This window comes from Dactylosporangium sp. NPDC005555 (assembly GCF_040605635.1).
In the GTDB taxonomy this organism is placed as follows: Bacteria; Actinomycetota; Actinomycetes; order Mycobacteriales; family Micromonosporaceae; genus Dactylosporangium.
This window is the reverse complement of record NZ_JBEXDG010000055.1, coordinates 55163-75228: the sequence shown is the minus strand read 5'-3', so window position 1 is coordinate 75228 and position 20066 is coordinate 55163. Positions and strand designations below refer to the sequence as shown.

General features: G+C 71.4%; 20 protein-coding genes. 7 read left to right on the top strand and 13 right to left on the bottom strand.

Annotated elements, in window-relative coordinates:
- A partial coding sequence (locus tag ABZS58_RS40015; protein WP_354788878.1) for a hypothetical protein occupies window positions 1-392 on the bottom strand: 392 nt, incomplete at its 3' end.
- A gap of 200 nt (window positions 393-592) precedes the next feature.
- Here ABZS58_RS40015 and ABZS58_RS40010 point away from each other — a divergent pair.
- On the top strand, window positions 593-2752 hold the full coding sequence (locus tag ABZS58_RS40010) for an acyltransferase family protein (protein ID WP_354788876.1): 2160 nt from the start codon (window positions 593-595) through the stop codon (window positions 2750-2752).
- Window positions 2753-2840: 88 nt separating this feature from the next.
- Here the strand turns inward: ABZS58_RS40010 and ABZS58_RS40005 are convergent, their stop codons facing one another.
- Genes ABZS58_RS40005 through ABZS58_RS39995 form a run of 3 tightly spaced genes read right to left on the bottom strand, consistent with a single transcriptional unit; the run spans window position 2841 to window position 4932 of the window.
- A complete protein-coding gene (locus tag ABZS58_RS40005; RefSeq protein WP_354788875.1) occupies window positions 2841-4070 on the bottom strand; it encodes a hypothetical protein in 1230 nt (409 codons plus the stop codon).
- Window positions 3973-4683, bottom strand: a complete 711-nt coding sequence (locus ABZS58_RS40000) for an alpha/beta hydrolase-fold protein (RefSeq protein WP_354788873.1) — start codon at window positions 4681-4683, stop codon at window positions 3973-3975. Before ABZS58_RS40000 ends, ABZS58_RS40005 begins: the two co-directional genes overlap by 98 nt.
- Entirely contained in the window at window positions 4684-4932 is a 249-nt protein-coding gene (locus ABZS58_RS39995) for a PspC domain-containing protein (protein ID WP_354788872.1), read from the bottom strand.
- A gap of 97 nt (window positions 4933-5029) precedes the next feature.
- Here ABZS58_RS39995 and ABZS58_RS39990 point away from each other — a divergent pair, with 97 nt between their 5' ends.
- Both ABZS58_RS39990 and ABZS58_RS39985 read left to right on the top strand, forming a co-directional pair.
- Window positions 5030-5539: a general stress protein gene (locus ABZS58_RS39990; protein ID WP_354788870.1), complete on the top strand. Its 510-nt coding sequence runs from the start codon at window positions 5030-5032 to the stop codon at window positions 5537-5539.
- A gap of 25 nt (window positions 5540-5564) precedes the next feature.
- Window positions 5565-7451: a hypothetical protein gene (locus ABZS58_RS39985; protein ID WP_354788868.1), complete on the top strand. Its 1887-nt coding sequence runs from the start codon at window positions 5565-5567 to the stop codon at window positions 7449-7451.
- Window positions 7452-7454: 3 nt separating this feature from the next.
- Here ABZS58_RS39985 and ABZS58_RS39980 read toward each other — a convergent pair whose 3' ends face one another.
- Window positions 7455-8519: an AI-2E family transporter gene (locus tag ABZS58_RS39980; protein WP_354788887.1), complete on the bottom strand. Its 1065-nt coding sequence runs from the start codon at window positions 8517-8519 to the stop codon at window positions 7455-7457.
- Between the two features lie 150 nt (window positions 8520-8669).
- Here ABZS58_RS39980 and ABZS58_RS39975 point away from each other — a divergent pair, with 150 nt between their 5' ends.
- From ABZS58_RS39975 to ABZS58_RS39965, 3 genes are all read left to right on the top strand, one after another.
- A complete protein-coding gene (locus tag ABZS58_RS39975; RefSeq protein WP_354788866.1) occupies window positions 8670-9383 on the top strand; it encodes a lysophospholipid acyltransferase family protein in 714 nt (237 codons plus the stop codon).
- 54 nt (window positions 9384-9437) lie between these two features.
- Window positions 9438-10382, top strand: coding sequence for an acyl-ACP desaturase (locus ABZS58_RS39970; protein WP_354788864.1), 945 nt, complete (start codon window positions 9438-9440; stop codon window positions 10380-10382).
- A gap of 132 nt (window positions 10383-10514) precedes the next feature.
- Complete coding sequence (locus tag ABZS58_RS39965) at window positions 10515-10880, top strand: Lsr2 family protein (protein WP_354788863.1); 366 nt, start codon at window positions 10515-10517, stop codon at window positions 10878-10880.
- Between the two features lie 43 nt (window positions 10881-10923).
- On the opposite strand, the gene ABZS58_RS39960 is transcribed toward ABZS58_RS39965, so the two are convergent.
- The 5 genes from ABZS58_RS39960 to ABZS58_RS39940 all read right to left on the bottom strand — a co-directional run bounded on the left by ABZS58_RS39960 (window position 10924) and on the right by ABZS58_RS39940 (window position 13796).
- On the bottom strand, window positions 10924-11289 hold the full coding sequence (locus ABZS58_RS39960) for a hypothetical protein (protein ID WP_354788862.1): 366 nt from the start codon (window positions 11287-11289) through the stop codon (window positions 10924-10926).
- A gap of 28 nt (window positions 11290-11317) precedes the next feature.
- Window positions 11318-11815 (bottom strand): hypothetical protein, encoded by a 498-nt coding sequence (locus tag ABZS58_RS39955; RefSeq protein WP_354788860.1) that lies wholly within the window; start codon window positions 11813-11815, stop codon window positions 11318-11320.
- 273 nt (window positions 11816-12088) lie between these two features.
- Entirely contained in the window at window positions 12089-12691 is a 603-nt protein-coding gene (locus tag ABZS58_RS39950; protein ID WP_354788859.1) for a GNAT family protein, read from the bottom strand.
- Window positions 12692-12791: 100 nt separating this feature from the next.
- Window positions 12792-13349 carry a DUF1349 domain-containing protein gene (locus ABZS58_RS39945; RefSeq protein ID WP_354788857.1) on the bottom strand — a complete coding sequence of 186 codons (558 nt, stop codon included), beginning with the start codon at window positions 13347-13349 and terminating at the stop codon, window positions 12792-12794.
- Between the two features lie 69 nt (window positions 13350-13418).
- A complete protein-coding gene (locus ABZS58_RS39940; protein ID WP_354788856.1) occupies window positions 13419-13796 on the bottom strand; it encodes a hypothetical protein in 378 nt (125 codons plus the stop codon).
- Window positions 13797-13953: 157 nt separating this feature from the next.
- Between ABZS58_RS39940 and ABZS58_RS39935 the strand changes: the two genes are divergently transcribed.
- Window positions 13954-14646, top strand: coding sequence for a type 1 glutamine amidotransferase domain-containing protein (locus ABZS58_RS39935; protein ID WP_354788854.1), 693 nt, complete (start codon window positions 13954-13956; stop codon window positions 14644-14646).
- Here ABZS58_RS39935 and ABZS58_RS39930 read toward each other — a convergent pair.
- The 3 genes from ABZS58_RS39930 to ABZS58_RS39920 form a co-directional block, all read right to left on the bottom strand.
- Window positions 14630-15859: a hypothetical protein gene (locus tag ABZS58_RS39930; protein WP_354788852.1), complete on the bottom strand. Its 1230-nt coding sequence runs from the start codon at window positions 15857-15859 to the stop codon at window positions 14630-14632. The genes ABZS58_RS39935 and ABZS58_RS39930 overlap by 17 nt on opposite strands.
- Entirely contained in the window at window positions 15859-17109 is a 1251-nt protein-coding gene (locus tag ABZS58_RS39925; RefSeq protein ID WP_354788851.1) for a type III PLP-dependent enzyme, read from the bottom strand. Before ABZS58_RS39925 ends, ABZS58_RS39930 begins: the two co-directional genes overlap by 1 nt.
- Before the next feature lie 185 nt (window positions 17110-17294).
- Complete coding sequence (locus ABZS58_RS39920) at window positions 17295-20033, bottom strand: EAL domain-containing protein (protein ID WP_354788849.1); 2739 nt, start codon at window positions 20031-20033, stop codon at window positions 17295-17297.
- Window positions 20034-20066: the final 33 nt, after the last annotated feature.

Sequence of the window (20066 nt, the reverse complement as noted above, 5' to 3'; positions counted from 1 at the left end):
GGCCGGTGCGGCACAGGGGACGGTACGGGTCGGTTGGCCGGCTGAGGCCCGCCCCACCACCAGCACCCCGGTGGGGAGTCGCTCGACCGCACCCTACGGCGAGGAACCACAACACCACCAAACCGGTGAACGTTAGTGGTCACAGCACTAGACAGGACGTCGGCGAAGCCGCGCAACGTGCGGTCGACCTGGCGGCGGGCGGCGGGGCCCTTCCCGGTGACGTACGCGGAGCCGGTCAGCTCCATCCGCTCGCGGCCGTTCGTGCCGAGGACCCTGGTCAGCAGGACCTTGCCCACGCCGTCGACCTCCATGACGACCGGGTGGGCGCGGTGCTCGCCGAGGCCGCACCGGTGTCCACGGGCGCACCATTCGGGGTGGTCGTACGGACGCATGTAGCGAAACCTCCAAAGACGTAAGACGAGGACACCATCGACGGTACGAGCCCCTACCAGTGCGAACTACGGATTGTGACGTGGGCTACCGCAGCGTCACCGGTACGAGGGACTGACACCGGGTGAGCCGCGTCACCTGACAGACGACCGTGAAGGGGCACCCGCTACCGTGTCCCGGTGCCGAGCCGCCGGAGGGGTTGTTGACCACCAATCAAGCGCAGCGGTGGCAGTACACGGACGTCAGGCCCCAGCCGAAGCCGAGCGGTGACCGCTTCCGGCCGGACATCGAGGGGCTCCGTGCGGTCGCGGTGCTCCTCGTCGTCGCCAACCATGCCGGGCTCGGCCTGGTGCACGGCGGCTACGTGGGCGTCGACGTCTTCTTCGTCATCTCCGGGTTCCTGATCACCCTGCACCTGTTCCGGGAGCTGCAGCAGACCGGCAGGATCGGGTTCGGCGCGTTCTACGGACGGCGGATCGTCCGGCTGCTGCCGGCGTCCACGATCGTCGTGATCGCCACCGTCGCCGCCGCGTGGGCGTGGATGTCGCCGGTCCAGGCGAAGGCCGTGGTGTACGACGCACTGGCCGCCGCCGCGTACGGGATCAACGTCAGGCTCTCCGTGCTCGGCACCGACTACCTGTCGGCGGAGCTGGAGCCGTCGCCGCTGCAGCACTTCTGGTCCCTCGCGGTCGAGGAGCAGTTCTACTTCATCTGGCCGCTGCTGCTGATCGCCGCGGCCGGCGCACGAGCCTCCCGGCGACGGGCCGCGACGGCACTCACCGCGCTGGCGGTGGTGAGCTTCGCGGTGTGCGTCTGGCAGACCGGGCATTCGCAGCCGTGGGCGTACTTCGGGATCCAGGCCCGCGCGTGGGAGCTGGCCGCCGGCGCGCTCGTCGCCCTGGCCGTGACCCGGCTGGAACGCCTGCGAGGGGCCGCGGCGGCGACCTGGCTCGGCGTCGCCGCGATCGTCGCCTCGGCGGTCGTGTACGACGAGACGACCAGGTTCCCCGGCATGGCGGCGCTGCTCCCGGTCGCCGGCGCGGTCCTCGTCATCGCCGGCGGCGTGGCACGACCCCGCAACGGCGCGATCAGGATCCTCGGCACCGCCCCGCTGCAGGCGATCGGCAAGCTCTCCTACAGCTGGTACCTGTGGCACTGGCCCGCGCTCATGCTCGCCCCGCACATCGCCGGGCAGGACGAGCTCGGTACCTGGGCGAAGGCGGCGGTCGCCGTCGGCAGCCTGCTCCCCGCGTGGCTGTCGCTGCGCCTGGTGGAGAACCGGGTGCGGTTCAACCCGGTGTTCAAGCGCCGCCCCCGCCGCGGGCTCGGCCTCGGCGCCACCCTCACCGCCCTCGCCTGCGGCGCCGCCGCGATCTTCCTCGGCCTGCCCAACGAGGTCCGCGGCGAGGGCACCGCGCAGGACACCGCGCAGGCCCTCGCGCAGCGGCAGGCGGCCGACGCGGCCGCCGAGGAGCGGCAGCTCGAAGAGGCCCGCAAGAAGCTCCTCGACCTCATCGCCGCCGGCGCGGGCCTGAAGGCGATGCCGGAGAACCTGACCCCGCCCGTCACCGCCGCGACCAACGACCGGCCGCAGGGCTCGAAAGGCTGCCTCGCATCACTGGACGAGACGTCGATCAAGCCCGCCCTCGCCGAGGGGTGCGACAAGCACGGCGACCCGAAAGGCACCGGGACGATGGTGCTGTTCGGCGACTCGCACACCGAGCAGTGGTTCGACGCCTTCGACGCGGTCGCCAAACGCCGGCATCTCAAACTGGTCGTGCTGACGAAGTCCGGGTGCACCCCGGCGGACGCGTACACGATCAAGGTCAACGCGCGGCGGGCGTTCACCGAGTGCGCGACGTGGCGCGAGGAAGCGTTCGCGAAGATCAAGGAGCTGAAGCCGTCGCTGGTGGTGCTGTCGACCCGCACGTACACCGACCCGCCGGTGGACAAGTCGGGCGCGGTGACCGCGGGCAAGGCGGAGGCCGACAGCGCCTGGTCGAAGGCGCTGATCCGGTCGGCGAAGCGCCTCGAGGAGCTCGGCGCGCGGCCGGTCATCATGCAGGACACCCCGGACCCGCGCGGGACCAGCGTCCCCGACTGCGTCGCCGCCCACCCCGAGGCCGTCCAGCAGTGCGCGCTGAAGGTCACGACCGCGATCTACGCCTCCCGCCGTACCGCCAACGCCGACGCCGCCGCCGAAGCGGGATACACGGTCGTCGACCCCACGGCCTGGTTCTGCACCGCGACGGTGTGCCCGGTCATCGTCGGCAACGCCCTGGTGTACCGCGACGGCAGCCACGTCACGACCAGCTACGTCAAACTGCTGACCCCGTTGCTGCAGAAGGCCCTGATCGGCTGATCGTGCCGTGCGTCCAAACGCCGATCATGCGATCGTGCGGTGCTTCCAAACGCCGATCAAGCGATCGTGCTGGGCTTCCAAACGCCGATCAGCTGATCGTCTCGTGCTTCCACAGGTCGATCAGGCCGCGGAAGTGCGCGATGAACCGGTCGTGCTCGTGCGGCGGGTACGTGCCGCGGACCGTCGCCACGAGCAGGTCGTCGAACTCCTGGGACGCGACCCACCCGGCGACGAGCTCCGGCACGTGCGGCAGGGCCGTGTCGCAGAACTCCCGGTAGTCGTCGACGGCGAGGTAGTCGTCGGCGATGCGGCGGTACGCGCCGAGTTTGCCGTGATAGTCGAGGCTCTCGTCGTCGGCGACGGCGAAGTACCGCGCGGTGTCCAGGTCGAGGCCCGGCCGGCGGCCGGTCACGACACAGAACGCCGACCAGCGCACCAGCGCCGTCATCGCCCACGGGAAGTAGTAGTGCAGGCTGGTCAGCGCCACGTCCGGGCACGCGTTCGCGTAGTCGATCGGGTAGACGACCCCGTCCCGCACGAGCGACTCGCACGAGTTGAACTCCCAGCGGAAGAACGCGTTCACCAGGCGGGAGATCGTCACCACCTCGTCGCCGACGGCCGCGTCGAGGAAGTCGTGCTCCACGGCGTACCGCTCGTGCATCGGCAGCTCCGGCCGGAACTTCATCACCATCGTCTCGGGCCCGATCGTCAGCGACCGGGTGAACACCTCGTAGCCCTCGACCGACTGCTGCAGGTGCATGAGCCGCTCACCGGACTGGTCGTACGCGGCGTGCAGCGCGGTCGAGTCCGCGACCCGGGACACCCCGACCCACGCGCCACCGTCGTACGGCTTCATGAACAGCGGATAGCCGAGCTGCTCCGCGACCGCGTCCAGGTCGAACGGCTGGTTGTAGCGCTCCGCCGTGTACGCCCACTTCGCGTGGTCGACCGGGTTCTTGTACGGCACCAGCACTGTCTCCGGCACGTGCAGGCCGAGGCGCATCATCGCGCAGTACGCGGCGTGCTTCTCCATCGACTGGAACGTGAACGGGCTGTTGAGCAGGTACACGTCGTCCATCAGCGCGACCTTCTTCAGCCACTCGCGCGGGTGGTAGTACCAGTACGCCAGCCGGTCGATCACGAGGTCGTGCCGCGGCTTGTCGCGCAGGTTGAACGGCTCGATGCTCACCCTGGAGGTGCGCAGATGGTGCGAGACGCCGTCACGGCCGCGGATCGGACCGATCCGGCCGATCAGCGTCTCGAACGCGCGGGGCCAGTCCTGCTCCGTGCCGAGCAGCAGGCCGATGAGATGGTCCATCCGTGAACTCCCGGAGCAGCGGTGGCAGGTGGGGTCGCAGTGCGTGGCGCCACGTCGTCATGTTGTGACCGCCGGGCACCTCGACCAGCGGCACACCGAGCCGCCGCGCCATCGCCCGGTTGTTGTGCAGGTTCTCCTCGTCCAGCCCGCACGTCAACACCGTCCTCGCCCCGGTCGGCGCGGTGTTCTCCACGAAGTCGAGGATCCGCCGGTACCGCGGGAACCCCGACTCCTGAGGGTCGAGCTCGGCGGTGAAGAAGCTCCCCGACTGCAGGAACAACCCGTCGAACGCGCCGGGGTGGCGGTGCTCGGCGTGCAGCATGGCCAGGGCGCCGAGGCTCGCGCCCAGGCCGACCACCGGCCCGGCCGGCAGCCGCGGGAGGACCTGGTCGACGAGCGCGTCGGCGTAGGCGGGGTTCGCCGAATACCACTCGTTGCGGTCGCCGGGAGACAGCAGCGCCACGTGCGCGCCGCCCACGAGCCGGGACAGCGCGGCGCCGTCCTCGTAGGAGGGTCCGTCGTGCGCGACGAGGACCACGGGCGCGCCGCCGGCCGGCGACACCACCCGGACCTCCAGGGTGCCGCCCAGCACCGGCACACACAACGCGGTCACTCACGCACCATAGGTCAGATGATCGCCGGACGCAGGGCTCACCGGCTTGACGTCCGGCGGGGTGTCGGGCATCACGAGCCACAGGATCGGGTACGCCAGGACGGCGGTCCCGCCGGTGAGCAGGACCGCGAGCAGGAACGCGGCACGGGCCATCGTCGGGTCGACCCCGAAGTACTCGGCGAGCCCGCCGACGACACCGGCGAGGGTACGGTCTGCGCGGGAGCGGCGCAGGCGCTTGATCTCGGTCATGTCCCCAAGGTTGCCTTCAGGAACCGCCTGACGACCTCGGGTGATGCCCTGAACGGCCCCTGAGTCCAAACCCCGGCGGGGATCTACGCTTTGCCCTATGACGACCCCTCAACAACCCGAATCGCTGCAACCGTCCGCTTCCGGCGAGCTCGAGCGCAGCACCGTCACCGTCGCCCGGTACTCCGACTACGCCTCCGCGCAGCGGGCCGTGGACTACCTGTCCGACAACGGGTTCCCGGTCGAGCGGACCGCCATCATCGGCACCGACCTGCGCCTGGTCGAGAACGTCCTGGGCCGGCTCACCGTCGGCCGGGCGTTCCTCGCCGGGGCGCTCAGCGGCGTCTGGTTCGGCCTGTTCCTCGGCTTCCTGTTCACGCTGTTCAGCAACTCGTCCTGGGTCGGCATCATGCTGTCCGCGGTCCTCATCGGCGGCCTGTGGGGCGGCATCTTCGGCGCCCTCGCGCATGCGGCGACCGGCGGCCGCCGCGACTTCACGTCCCGCAGCACCCTGCAGGCCAGCCAGTACGCGGTGACGGTCGAGGCCGAGGTCGCCGACGAGGCCCGCGTCCTGATCACCCGGGCCACCTGGCGGGCCGCCAACACCTGAGCGTGCCGCCGCTACCATCGCAGTCGTGGACGTCGATGATCGGGTGCGGCTGGCGTTCGCCGCGGGGGAGACGCTGCAGCTCGGCGGCGCCGAGGTCCCCGCGGCGCTGATCGCGGAGCTGCTCACGGGGGAGCCGCCCACCCGCCGCGCCGCGCTGCGGCTGCACAACGTCAAGGTCACCGGCCGCCTCGTCCTGGCGTTCGCCGAGGTCACCTGCCCGCTGCTCGTGCAGGAGAGCGAATTCGCCGAGCCGCCGGACCTGTACTGGGCCCGCCTGGCGTTCACCGGCTTCCGGAACACCCGCATGCCGGGCCTGCACGCGGCCGGCGTCACGATCGCCGGGCACCTGCGGCTCGCGGGCGTCCGCAGCACCGGCATGATCAACCTCAAGGGCGCGAAGATCTCCGGTGGGCTGCTGCTGGAGCGGGCGCACCTGTCGAACCCCGGCGGCGTCGCCTTGTCCGCCGAACGCATCGAGATCGGCGGCGACTTCCTCGCCGAGGACGGCTTCCGGGCCGAGGGCACGATCCGGCTGTTCCAGGCCACCGTCACCGGCGGTGTCCACCTCGACGGCGCCACGATCGACCACCTACCGGACCCGTCCCCGCCCACCCCGTCCCCCGCACCGGACGACGGCGAGGGGGCCATTCCCCGCGCCCGCAACCTGCGGGGCCTGGACATCGACAGCGCCACCGTCAACGGCGGCGTGTTCCTGCGCCGCGCCGACATCCGCGGCGAGGTCAGCCTCCGGCACAGCACCATCGGTGGCGTCGTCACGTTCAACGGCGCCACCCTGCACAACCCCGGCAACGTCGCGCTGCGCCTGGACCGCGCCGACGTCGTCGGCGGCGTCCACCTCCTCGGCGGCTGCCGCGTCGACGGCGAGACCCGGCTCGTCGGCACCCGCATCGGCCGGACCCTGCGGCTGAGCGGCGCCACCCTGCACAACCCGGGCGGTCACGCCCTGCGCGCCGACAACTGCACCGTCGACGGGCCGGTCGACTGCCGCGACGGCTTCACCGCCGCCGGGGAGGTGTCCCTGATCGAGGCGCGGGTCGCCGGGCCGGTGTTCCTCGACGGCGCGCACCTCGACAACCCCGACGGCACCTCGCTGCGGGCCGGCGGCATCGTCACCGGATCGCTCGTGAACTGCTGCGCCGGGTTCACCGCGACCGGCCGGGTCGCGCTGAGCTCGGCGAGGATCGGCGGGAAGCTCTGCTTCCACGACGCCCACCTCGCCGACCTCAAATGCGCCGGGACGGAGGCGGTCGAGCTGGACCTGCGCCTCGCCGAGCCACCCACCGGCCGGATCGACCTGCGCTACGTGCGGGTGGCGCTGCTGCGTGACGACCCCGCCACCTGGCCCGCCGACGTGCGGCTCGACGGCCTCACCTACCAGACGCTGCACCCGCTGCTCGACCCGCAGCAACGCCTGGACTGGCTGGACCGGACCGCCGACGGGCTGCCGCCGCAGCCCTACGAGCAACTCGCCGCCGCGTACCGGCAGCTGGGCCACGACGAGGACGCCCGCACCGTCCTGCTCGCGAAGCAACGCCGGCGGCGCCGGACCCGGCCGTGGTGGACGTGGCCGTGGAGCTGGCTGCAGGACGTCACCGTCGGCTACGGGTACCGGCCGCAGCGTGCCGCCGGATGGCTCGTCGCCCTGCTGGCGCTCGGCACCGCGGTGTTCTCCGCGTGGCGGCCGGCACCGGTCGATCCCGGACAGCCGCCGGACCTGTATCCCGTCGTCTACACGCTGGACCTGCTCCTGCCGATCATCGATTTCGGTCAGGAGTCGGCGTACCGGCCGACCGGCGGCGGGCAGTGGCTCGCGTTCGGGCTGATCGTCGCGGGCTGGACCCTCGCGACCACGGTCGCCGCCGGGTTCACGAGGGTCCTGAGCCGCAACTGACCGTCAGCGCGCGTTCTGGCGGGGGATGAGGACCTCGCGGACGATCAGCTGGACCGCGGCGACGACCGGGATCGCGATCAGCGCGCCGACGACGCCCATCATGGCCACGCCGAGCAGCACCGACAGGATGGCGGCGAGGTCGCTGACCTTCACCGCGCGGCGCATCACCGTCGGGTAGATCAGGTAGTTTTCCACCTGCTGGTAGATGACGAAGAAGATGACGCACGCGATGCCCGCGGGGATGCTGGTGGCGAACCCGACGATGCTCACCACGATCGCGCCCAGCGTCGCGCCGATCTGCGGGATGAGGTCGGTGATCGCGACGAGGACCGCCAGGGCGTACGGGTACGCGATCCCCACGATGAGCAGGAACACGAACGACGAGATGCCGGCGATGACCGCGATCGCGAGCGCGCCGCCGAGGTAGGCGCCGACCTTCGTGAGGATCTCGTCGCCGAGCAGCGCGACCCGCTGCCGGCGGGAGGCGGGGACCAGCTTGTAGCCGCCCTCCTTCAACCGGTCGAACGCGGCCATGAAGTACAGCGTGAGCACGACCACGGTCACGATGTTGAACAGGGCGCTGAACACGACCTGCGCGCCGCCCCAGACGCCGCCGAGCGCCTTGGTGACGTTGCCGGCGGTCGCCACGGACTTCAGCTGGTCGAGCAGCTTGTAGTCCTCGTTGAGCTTGTTGAGCTGGTCCTGGTGGCGCAGGTTGTCGATGTAGGTGGGCAGGTTCTCCACCAGCGCCCCGGTCTGCGTCACCAGCGGCGGGATCAGCGCGAGCAGGCCGCCGCACAGCAGCAGCATCGCGCCGATGCCGACGGTGGCCACGGCGAGCACTCGCGGCATGCCCCACCGGGTGAGCCGGACGACGGCCGGGTTGAGGCCGATCGCCAGGAACATCGCGATGAAGATGAGCACCAGGATCGACCGGACCTGGTCGACGGCCTGATACAGGCTGTAGGCCAGCAGCAGCCCCAGCCCGCCGAACAGGCCGATGAGCAGCGGCGAGCGCCGGATCGGCGGGCCGGGCGTGCCGAACTGCGGCGGCGGCACGACGATGATGACGTCCTCTACGGGCTCGTCGTTCTCGCCGGCTTCGTCGTTCTCGAGGTCCTGGTCGACCGACACCCGTGCTCCATTACAAGAGTAGAAAGAAACGACCTTGGGGCAGGGTACCGGGTGGCCTCCACCAAAGGTCGGTAGCTTAATGGCATGGCTGATCTCGTGTACCCCCCGGTCATCGCGTTCGCGAAGACGATGTTCCGGGCGCTCAATATGCGTATTACCATCGAGGGTGCCGAGCACGTGCCGGCCACGGGTGGGGCGGTCATCGCCTGCAACCACGTGTCGTACCTCGACTTCATCTTCTGCGGGCTGGGCGCCAACGCCTCCAAGCGGCTCGTGCGGTTCATGGCCAAGGAGTCGATCTTCCGACACAAGATCGGCGGCCCGCTGATGCGTGGCATGCGGCACATCCCCGTCGACCGGGACGCGGGCATGGCAAGCTATAAGGCGGCGCTGGGGAACCTGAAGTCCGGCGAGGTCGTCGGGGTGTTCCCGGAGGCGACGATCAGCCAGTCGTTCACCGTGAAGGACCTCAAGTCCGGCGCCGCCCGGCTCGCCGCGGCGACCGGCACGCCGCTGGTGCCGATGGTGCTGTGGGGCACGCAGCGGTTCTGGACGAAGGGTCACCCGAAGAACCTCACCCAGCGTGGGGTGCCGATCACGATCATCGCGGGCGAGCCGCTGCACCCGACCCGCAAGGACAACGCCGACGCGGTCAGCGCGGAGCTTCGGACCCGAATGACCACGATGCTGGACCGGGCCCAGCGCGAATACCCGCATCAGCCCGACGGCGTGTTCTGGCAGCCAGCGCACCTGGGCGGCACGGCGCCGACGCCTGATTCGCTGCTGGCCGCCGACTAGTTGAGCATGTTTCACTTCAGTACCAAACGATCCCATGCAATCAACGGAGGTTCCGTGACGACCGAGCCCACCGCCACCCTGGCCCTGCTCGACGAGCTGGAGCCGGTGGTCGAGGCCAACCTCAACCGTCACCTGGCCACGGCCAAGGAATGGTTCCCGCACGAGTACGTGCCGTGGAGCCAGGGCCGCGACTTCGACGGCGTGCTCGGCGGTGAGGCGTGGGAGCCCGGCCAGTCGAAGTTGTCGGACGTGGCGCGCACCTCCCTCATCGTGAACCTGCTGACCGAGGACAACCTGCCGAGCTACCACCACGAGATCGCCACGATCTTCGGTCGCGACGGCGCATGGGGCACGTGGGTGCACCGCTGGACGGCGGAGGAGGGCCGGCACGGCGTCGCGATCCGCGACTACCTCCTGGCCACGCGGGCCGTCGACCCGGTCGCGCTCGAGCGGGCCCGGATGACCCACATGGAGGGCGGCTTCGCCAACTCCTACGAGGGGCTCATCGAGTCGGTCGCCTACGTGTCGTTCCAGGAACTGGCGACCCGTGTGTCGCACCGCAACACCGGCACCGCCAGCGGCGACCCGCTCTGTGAGCAGCTCCTGGTGAAGGTCGCCAACGACGAGAACCTCCACATGATCTTCTACCGCAACCTGCTCAACGCCGCGTTCGACGTCGCGCCCAACGCGTCGATGCGGGCCGTGACGAAGGTCGCGAAGTCGTTCCAGATGCCCGGCCACACGATCGAGAACTTCGGCCGAAAGTCGGTCCAGATCGCCATGGCCGGCATCTACGACCTGCGCCAGCACCACGACGACGTCCTCGCCCCGGTGCTGCGTCAGGTGAAGGCGTTCGAGCGGACCGGGCTGACCGGCGACGGCGAGGCGGCCCGCGAGGAACTGTCGAAGTACCTGGCCGACCTCGACACGCAGGCGAGCCGGTTCGTGGAGCGTCGCGACGCCACCAGGGCGCGGCAGTCCGCCCGGGCCGCCGTCTGAGAGCGGTTACTCTTCGGGTACGCTCCAACGACCGTTCCGTGCCCGTCACTGCCCGTCTGACCGTTTTTTACGCGAAATTCGGGCAACTGGCAGGCCCGGAAGTAACTCCCCGTATCGGAAGGCAGCATCGCCATGGCCAGACGCGTGATCCATGAGCTGATCGACGACCTCGACGGCGAACTCGCCGACGAGAGTGTCAGCTTCGGCCTCGACGGCGTGCAGTACACGATCGACCTTTCCGCGAAGCACGCCGGCGAACTGCGCGACACCCTCGCACCGTTCGTCGGCGCCGCGAGCAAGGTCGGCCGTCTCATCCCCGCACCCACCGCACCGGCTCGTCCGGGCGGCCGGGTCCGGCCGGTCCTGTCCGCCCGCGCTGAGCGGGAGCAGAACCGGGCCATCCGTGAATGGGCCCTGTCCAAGGGCATCGAGGTGTCCGACCGCGGCCGGATCCGTTCGGATCTCGTCGAGCGGTACCACGCCGAGGCAGGACATTGAACATTCGTTCCACCCGCTGAGGGCATCCCGTCACGGGGTGCCCTCAGTGCTTTTCCGGCCGCCGCGCCAGCCCGACGAGGACGACGCCGGCCATGATGAGCGCCGCGCCCGTGCCCGCGATGTCGCGGACCGGGTCGCCGGTCACCGCGAGGACGCCGCCGCCCGCGTCGCCGTGCGCCGCCAGCGCGACGTGCTCCGCGCCGACCGTCACGGCCAGGGTCAGGTACCGCGCCTCACCCGCGCTGTCGGTGCCCGCCGCGACCAGCGTGTGCGGCCCGCCGGTCTGCGGCATCGACACCTCGACGCTGAACGTGCCGGTCCCGTCGGTCATCGTCGTGGCGAGGACGGACGGCTCGGAGTACAGCGCCACCTTCACCGTCGAGTGCGGCGCGAACCCCGACCCGCTCACCGTGAAGCGCTCACCCGCCCCGACCTCGTCACCGCTGGAACCGCCGAAGTGCCCGACCCCCGCCGGTGTCCGTCGTGCGGGGGGCCGAACCGGCCGGTTCGCCGTCATCAGCGGGGTCGGTGGGTGCCGGTCCGGGCTCGGCGACCGGGTTGTCGATCATCGCGTCGTCGATGACCGCGTCCGCCGGGTTGCCGTCGGCGTCCAGCGGACCGCGCGCCGCGCCCGAGGGGCCGCCGGCGTCATCCGCCGGCCGACCTGAAGGCTGGCCGGCCGGTGCCTTCGCTGCTCCCGGACCGCCGTCGCTCGTCGTGGCGTCCGAGGGCCGCGCCGCGGTCCCGGTCGGTGAGCTGCCCGCCCGCTGTGCCTTCGGCACCGGCGACGCCTTCGTGGACGGAGCCGGCATGCTCGCCACCCCGGACGGCCCGGGGGAGGCGCCACCGGGCTGCCCCATGAGGCCCGCGAACGCCGGCCCGCCCGTGGCGAGCCCGATCAGCCCCGCCGCCATCAACGCGAGACCGGTGCGCACCCGCCGCCGCTTCGACCGGACGCGACCCGTGGCACTCGACGTCAACCCGGACTGCTCGCGCATCCCGTCCCCCGTCACCGACGCTCGGCCGCGCCCCGAAGACGCGAACACGTTTCGCAATCCAATGACTACGCTCCGCGCTCATGCGGGAAACCGTAGATCCGGGACCTCCAGTACACACGGGAGATCGAACCCTTGCTGCGCCGCGGCGCGACCGTCGAACTCGACGCCCGCCGCCCGTCACCGAGCTCGCCGACGAGGTCGAGGCCCTGCTCAGCGCTCCAACCGCGCGTTGAGCACCTGGCGCACCCGCTCCCACTCGTCATCGACGATCGAATACACGACGGTGTCCCGCCACGACCCGTCCCCACGCCGGCGATGCTTGCGCAGCACACCCTCCCGCGTGGCGCCGAGCCGCTCGATGGCCCGCCGCGCCCGCTCGTTGAGCACGTCGGTGACCAGCCCGACCCGCACCGCGCCGAGCGCCTCGAACGCGAACGTCAGCATCAGCAGCTTCGCCTCGACGTTCGCCCCGCAACCCCACCACCGCTGACCCAGCCACGTGTACCCGATCGTGATCGTGCGCAGCCCGGGATCCGGATCCGCGAACGACGTCGTCCCCGCCACCTCCCCGGTGACGGCATCGATCTGCGCGTACGGCAACCGCGCCCCACGAGCCCGCCCCACCAGCGCCGCCTCGATGTGCCCCCGCGCATCCGCGACGGTGACCGGCCGCGCCAGCGCCCCACCGGCCGGACTCTGCCACCTGAAGATCTCCGCCGACTCGTCCGGACTCCCGGCCGCCCTCAGATACCCCTCGGCATGCTCCACCCGCAACGGCTCGAGCTTGACCCGCCGCCCCACCAACTCCGGCATCGCATACCAAACCCCGTGATCCACCACACCCCGCATGATGGCACCTCCGCACTCGACGAAGCGCCCCGTCACAACTGTCGACGTCGGGGTGCCGAGGTCGTCACTCGAGGTTGTCGCGGGACATCGGCGGGCCGATGCGCAGGTCGCGGAAGGTGGCCTCGAGGCCGGCGCGCTCCGGTGAGCAGCACATGACGCCGACGCCGACCGTGGCCGGGAGGTCGAGGTGGCCGAGGCGCAGCAGCTGCCACGGGCCGTCGTCGGCGCGGCAGTGCACGGTGACGGCGCTGCCGAAGCGGGACACCCGCAGCGCCACCGACGCGGGGGAGCCCGCGAGCGCGACCATCGACACGTCGGAGTAGTCGCGGGTGTACACGGTGCTGACGTGCAGGGTGCCGGAGGTGATCTCGAGGCCGGTCTTCAGCCAGTTGCGGGCGTCGGCGCGGACCATCATGCCGGCCTGGTCGAAGCGGGTCGTGTGCTTCGCGGACACGAGGACCTCGGCGGTGAAGTCGCCGGTCGTCGGACGGTGGTAGAAGTGCCCGTTGTCGGTCGTCCAGCCGTAGAACGTCTCGCGCCAGAAGTCGGTGCGCAGTTCCGTGACCGCGCGGAGCACGCCGTCGTCGACGGACCATTCGCCGGGCTCGTTCAACCATGACATGTCGGCCAGCACATCGAGGATCGTAGGCGAAGGTGGTCGTCCGCCGGGGGACGGACGACCACCTGGGCGTCAGTACGTGTAGCTCAGCCCCGACTGGTACGGCGTCAGGGTCCGCTGGCTCACGACGCTGCGGTAGGTGTACCAGCCCCATTTGCGGCAGAACAACTGGTAGCTCAGGGTGTTGAAGGACCCGGAGCCGACCCGGACCTGCGGGTAGATGACGTTGTCGCCCCAGTCGCCGCCCGCCGGGCCGCTGGAGAGCGTGTCGACCGCCCAGTAGATCCCGTCGACGGTCCCGCCGTCGACGCAGTTCCAGGAGCCGAAGTTCACCCACACGTTGCCGGTGGACCAGGCCGCGGCGGGACTGGCCTGGAGCGCGACGGCGCCCACGCCCATCACGACGGCCGCTGCGACGGATGCGATTCTGGCGCGCACGGACTTCCGCATTCGAGCCTCCAATCAGGAATTGACAGGTGAGCGGCTCGACAATGACAGCCATCGCAGCGAGCGGACCATTTTCTGCGCAGTACTGCTTACCGGTGCGGGCGCCGGAATCACCCGCCGGGGCTGTGGCAGGCGCAGGAGGGGCGGGGACGATTTGGGCATGGCGAAGATCCTGTTCGTGATGACCGGGGCGAGCTACTGGACGTTGCGGGACGGCACGAGGCATCCGACCGGGTACTGGGCGGAGGAGTTCGCGGCGCCCTACAGCGTGTTCACCGGGGCGGGGTATGCGGTGGTGGTGGCGACGCCCGGTGCGGTGGTGCCGCACGTGGACGTGATGAGCCTGCGGCCGGAGATGGCCGGTGGGGCGCAGGCGGCCCTGGACCAGGAGGCGACCCTGCGGGCCGCAGAGGAGCTCCGGCGGCCGGTCGACGTCAAGGACGTCCGGCTCGAGGACTACGCAGCCGTCTACTACCCGGGTGGGCACGGGCCGATGGAGGACCTGTGGCAGGACGCCGACTCGGGGCGGCTGCTGGCCGCGGCCCTCGCCGGTGGCCGCCCGCTCGCCGTGGTGTGTCACGCTCCGGTGGCCATGCTGGCGACGCGGCGCGACGGGGTGTCGCCGTTCGCCGGGTACCGGGTCACGGCGTACACCAACGACGAGGAAGCGGCGGTCGGGCTGGCGGACAAGGCCAGGTGGCTCGCCGAGGACGAGCTCGTCGCGATGGGCGTGCGGTTCAGCCGCGGCGAGGCCTGGAAGCCGTACACGGTCGTGGACCGCAACCTGTTCACCGGCCAGAACCCGGCATCGGCGGAACCGCTCGCGGAGGAGCTGCTCAAGGTGCTCCCTTGAAGCTGACGAGGCGGAACCGGACCAGGGCGGCGAGCGCCGCCGCCCCCAGGGTCGCCGCCGCGACGCCGCTGGTGAGGCCGATCGCCGGCGCCGCGACCAGGGCCGGCAGGAAGCGCACGGCGACCGCGCCGCCGAGGGCGCGGGTCGAGGCGCTCCACGCGAGGACCCGGGTCACGGTGCCGGGGGTGGCGTCGCGGGCGATCCGGGCGTCCATGCCGCCCTCGAAGGCGGTCATCGACAGCCCGGACAGGAACTGCGCGAAGAGCAGCCCGGCCACGTGCGCCGGGGCGAGGAGCCAGCCGATCAGCATCCCGACGCCCCACAGCGGCCAGGTGACCTGGATGGGGAGGCGGAGCCTGTCGACGACGGTGACCGCGGACGACGACAGCAGGCAGCCGGCGCTGAACGCGATCGCCGCGCCCGCGACCGCGGCGTGCCCGTGCAGCTCGCTGGCGAGTGCCACGGACAGCAGCGTCGGGCCCGCCGCGAGGAGGGTGACACACCCGCCGCCGGCGAGCACCGGCCACGGCAGCCTGCCCCGGTGCCGCTGCAGGCGCGTGGCGGCCGGAGGGGCCGAGGCGGAGTCACGCACCCGCGCTCGTCGTGCGGTGAGGATCGTCGGGACGAGGCTCAGCCCGTACACCAGGAACACCGCCACCTCGAAGTTGCCGCGCAGCGGGAGCAGCGCGGCGATGCCGGCGCCCGCGGCCTCGACGGCGGCGATGGACAGCGCGTATCGGGTCATGGCCTGGGGGCGGGCGTCGACGGCGGCGACCTCGGCGCGCATCGCGGCGAACCCGGCGTAGGCGGCGATGTGCATGACGACGACGCCCGCCGCGATGAGCTTGCCGTCGTAGCCGGCGAGCAGCGCGGCGAGTGTCGCGACCCGCAGCACGCCCTCGGTGCCGCCGGCGAGCAGCAGCAGCTTGCGCCCGTGCAGGTGCCGGGCGAGCCGGCCGGTGACGGGTGCGGACAGCACGACGCCGAGGAGCATGGCGGCGTTGAAGAGTCCGGCCAGGGCGAGGCCGCCCCGGTCGACGGCGACGAGACTGAAGACGGTCCAGCCCAGGGACAGGCCGAACGAGTCGACGAGCCCGGACACCATGAGCTCGCGCAACCGCCCGGCGCGCCGACGCCCGCCGGGTGTGTCACTGCGATGGCGGGCGGGACGTTCGGGCCGGTGCGTCCGCGGGGGCGCAACGGCCGTGGTCATCAGACGCCGCCCACCCTCGCCGAGGGCAGGTGGCCGGGCAGGTGGACGGGGTTGGCGGACGGGGCGACGCCGCCGACGAACACGGGCTCCGGCGGCGGGAAGCCGTTGAAGTTCGAGGCGTAGCTCAGCGTGTACGCGCCGGCGGAGCCGATGTACAGCTTGTCGCCGACGTCGATGGTCGACGGGAGGTTGACGCCGTAGAACATCGTGTCGGAGCTGTCGCAGGACGGCCCGGTGACGGTGAACGGCAGGTGCGGCACGAGGGCGTGGTCGGTCCGGGACGTCCACAGCGGGAAACGCCACTGCTGCACGGTCTGCTGGGTCTCCATCATGCCGTGGTACGCGCCGATGTCGAGGTACAGCCAGTTCTCCCCGGCCCGGACCTCGCGGCCGAGGACGGAGGACACCATGACGGAGCTCTCCGCGACGAGGTGCCGGCCCGGCTCGGCGGCCAGGACGGCCGGCCTGTAGGGCAGCAGCTCGTCCAGCGCGGGGACGATCGTGTCGGCGATCTGGGTCAGGGACGGCACACGCTCGACGTAGCGGGCGGGGAAGCCGCCGCCGAGGTCGAGCATCTCCAGGCGCACGCCGTCGGTCGCGAGGGCCGCCATGAGCCGGCCGGCGGCCGCGATCGCCTGCCGCCACGCGCTCGTCGTCGCGCACTGCGACCCGACGTGGAAGGTCACACCGTACGGGCGCAGGCCCAGCTCACGGGCGAGCAGCAGCAGCGCGCGGGCCTCGTGCGCCTCCGCGCCGAACTTGCGTGACAGCGGGAAGCTGCTGGTCGAGTCGTCGACGCGCAGCCGCATGTAGACGGCGGCGCCGGGGGCGAGCTCGGCGAGCTTGCGCAGCTCGCCCTCGGAGTCGAAGCTGAAGCGCCACAGGCCGGCCTTGCGGGCCTCGACGATCGCGGCGGGCGGCTTGATCGGGTTGCTGTACAGGACCTCGGCGGGGTCGACGCCGATCTCCTGCAGCATCCGCAGCTCGCCGATGGAGGCGACCTCGAAGCTGGAGCCGAGCGCGGCGAGGGTGCCGAGGATGTCGGCGCTGGGGTTGCACTTCATCGCGTAGAACGTCTGCACACCGGGGATGGCGGCGGCGAAGGCGGTGTACCGGTCCACGACGGTGTCCAGGTCGACCGCCAGGAACGGCGTCGGCACGTCGAAGCCGGCCAGCGCTCTCGGGCCGAGGGCGGCCGGCCAGTGCCCCGGAAGGTCGAGACGCGCCTGGTCGGTGATGGCAGCCGTCATGTAATGGACTCCATTCTCGTGATAAATCCGGAACATCCGTTGCGGCAGCGGCGGATCTTCCGCGGGCAGCGTTGAACAACCGCCTGATCACGGTCCCGCGGGACGGTTGACGATTCGGTGCGGGACAGGGTGCAGCCCGGGTTCACCGTGCGGTGCCGGCGGCGGGTGCACCGGCGTGCGCCGGCTCAGGCGACGAGCGCGGCCGGATCCCGCAGGAGCGCACCGGCCTCGTCGGCGGGCAGCGGGCGGGCGAAGTAGTAGCCCTGGCCGAGGTCGCAGCCCATCCGGCGCAGCGCGAGGAACTGCGCGTACTGCTCGATCCCCTCGGCGACCGTCGCCATCCCCAGGCTCTGCCCGAGCTGCACGATCGTGCGGGCCAGCGCCGCGTCGGGCGTCGCGCCGCCGATGCGTTCGACGAACGACCGGTCGATCTTCAGCGTGTCGACGGGGAAGCGGCGCAGGTACGCCAGGGACGAGTAGCCGGTGCCGAAGTCGTCGATGGCCAGCTTGACCCCGATCGCCTTGAGGCTGAGCAGGACCGCGAGGTTCTCCTCGGTGTCGGTCATCAGCACGCTCTCGGTCATCTCCAGGCACAGCCGCTCCGGTGGCAGCCCGGTGTCGGCGAGGACCGCGGTGACGATCGCCGGCAGGTCGGTCTGGTCGAACTGGCGGCCGGAGACGTTGACGGCCATGGTGAGCGTCCGCTCGGGGTCGTGCCGGCCCCATTCGACGCACTGCCGGCTGGCCTCGGCGAGGACCCACTGGCCGAGCGGCCGGATGAGCCCGGTCGACTCCGCCAGGGGGATGAAGTCGGCGGGGGAGATCATCCCGCGCACCGGGTGCTGCCAGCGCACGAGCGCCTCGAAGCCGGTGATGGTGCCGGAGCGCAGCTCGATCGTCGGCTGGTAGTAGAGGACCAGTTCGCCGGTGCTGCCCTCCAGCGCGCGGCGCAGGTCGGCGGCGAGTTGCAGCCGGTCGACGAGGCCGGTGTGCATGGCGGGGTCGTAGCGGGCGAAGGTGCCCTCGCCGGTCGACTTCGCGCGGTACATGGCGAGGTCGGCGTTGCGCATCAGCTGGTCGGCGTCGGCGGCGTCGGGGCCGGTGAGGGCGATGCCGATGGACCCCTGCACGTGGATCTCGGTGTTGTCGATGTCGAACTGCCGGTCGAGGGCGTCGATGATGCGGGTGGCCAGGTCGTCGGCGTCGCCGGCCGCGCCCTCCGCCTCGCCGGCCAGGTCGATGAGGACCGCGAACTCGTCGCCGCCGAAGCGGGCGACGGTGTCGCCGGGGCGCACGGCGGCGCAGAGCCGGTCGGCGACCTGGACGAGCAGCTGGTCGCCGGCGGCGTGCCCGAGACTGTCGTTGACCTCCTTGAACCCGTCGAGGTCGAGGAAGAGCACGGCGATGTCGGCGTCGCCGCGGCGGCGCAGCGCCAGCTCGACGCGGTCCTTGAACAGGGCCCGGTTCGCGAGTTTGGTGAGGCCGTCGTGGAACGCCTCGTGGACGAGCTGATCCTCGAGCTCCTTGCGTTCGGAGATGTCGCGGGAGTTCAGCACGAGGCCCTGCACGTTGAGGTCGGTGAGGAGGTTGGTGACGGTGACCTCGGCGAGGCGGAACTCGCCGTCGGAGTGCCGCATCGGGATCTCCACGACCCGGCTGGCGTAGGGGGTCTCGGAGACCGCGCCGAACGCCTCCTCGAGCCGGTCGCCGGCCTCGTCGCCGAGGAAGTCGAGGATGCGCCGCCCGGTGACGTGCTCGCGGGGGTAGCCGAAGACACGGGCGATCGACTCGGACTGGTAGGTGACGGAGCCGTCCAGGGCGACGACGGTGACGACATCGGAGCTGTGCTGCACGAGCGCCTGGAAGCGCTGCTCGCTGGCGCGCAGTTCGGCGGTGCGGGCCTCGACCCGGTCCTCGAGGTCGCGGGTCAGGTTGCGGTTCTCCAGCAGGGTGAGCAGCTGCCGGCCGACGATCAGCAGGATGATCGCCGAGCGCGACCAGGACACGACCGGGTCGTGGGCGCCGTGCCGGACGACCTCGAACGTGCTGGTGATCAGCGAGCCGACGACCGCGAGGTACGGCAGCATGACGCCGAGCGGGCGGGTCAGCGCCGCGGGGGTCTCGACCTCGTGCTCGGCGTCGGGCTTGCGGGACGCGACGAGGATCAGGGCGAAGCCGACGAACCAGCCGAGGTCCAGCACGGCGCCGGAGCCGTAGGTGTCGACGAGGGTCAGGTACGCGTAGCCGCTGTCGGAGACGGTGAACGCGGCCAGGCCGGTGCCGACGAGCGGCAGGGACATGGGGCGCTGCCCGCCGGCGCGCAGCCGGGCGAGCATGAACAGCACGACGGTGAGCACGACGACGTCGCCGCCGGGGTACCAGAGGGTGACCAGCAGCGCGAGGAAGCTGTCCGCGCCCTGCCGGGCGAGCGGGCCGAGGATCAGGATCCAGGTGATGAGCAGCAGCGACGCGGCGATCATGAGGCCGTCGAGGATGCTGCGGGCCTGCTGGGCGACGCTCTGCCGGCTCATCGGCAGCAGGAGCAGGCCGGTGGCGGTGAACGGCATCATCCAGAAGTAGCCGGCGTCGGCGAAGGAGGGGAACGGCACGTCGACGCCGAGGAACGTCTCGTACCAGATGCAGAAGAACTGCCCGACGCCCCAGGACAGCGCGCCGAACCCGGTCAGCGCCCAGGACCAGCGCACCCGGGGCGGGGCGGGGCGCAGCGCCTTGGCGAGGCAGCCCCAGGCGGCGGTGAGCGCGGCGGCGAACAGGGCGATGTTGGACGTGTTCTGCGAGACGATGGGGCCGCCGACGCCGGTGACGAGCGCGACGAACAGGGTGATGGTGACGGCGGCGACGCAGCCGCAGAGGATCGTGAACCCCCGGTGCTGGGCCACGACATGCAGCAGCCTGGTCAACATGCGCCTGTCGCCTCCCTGTCGCAGTTCCCGTCC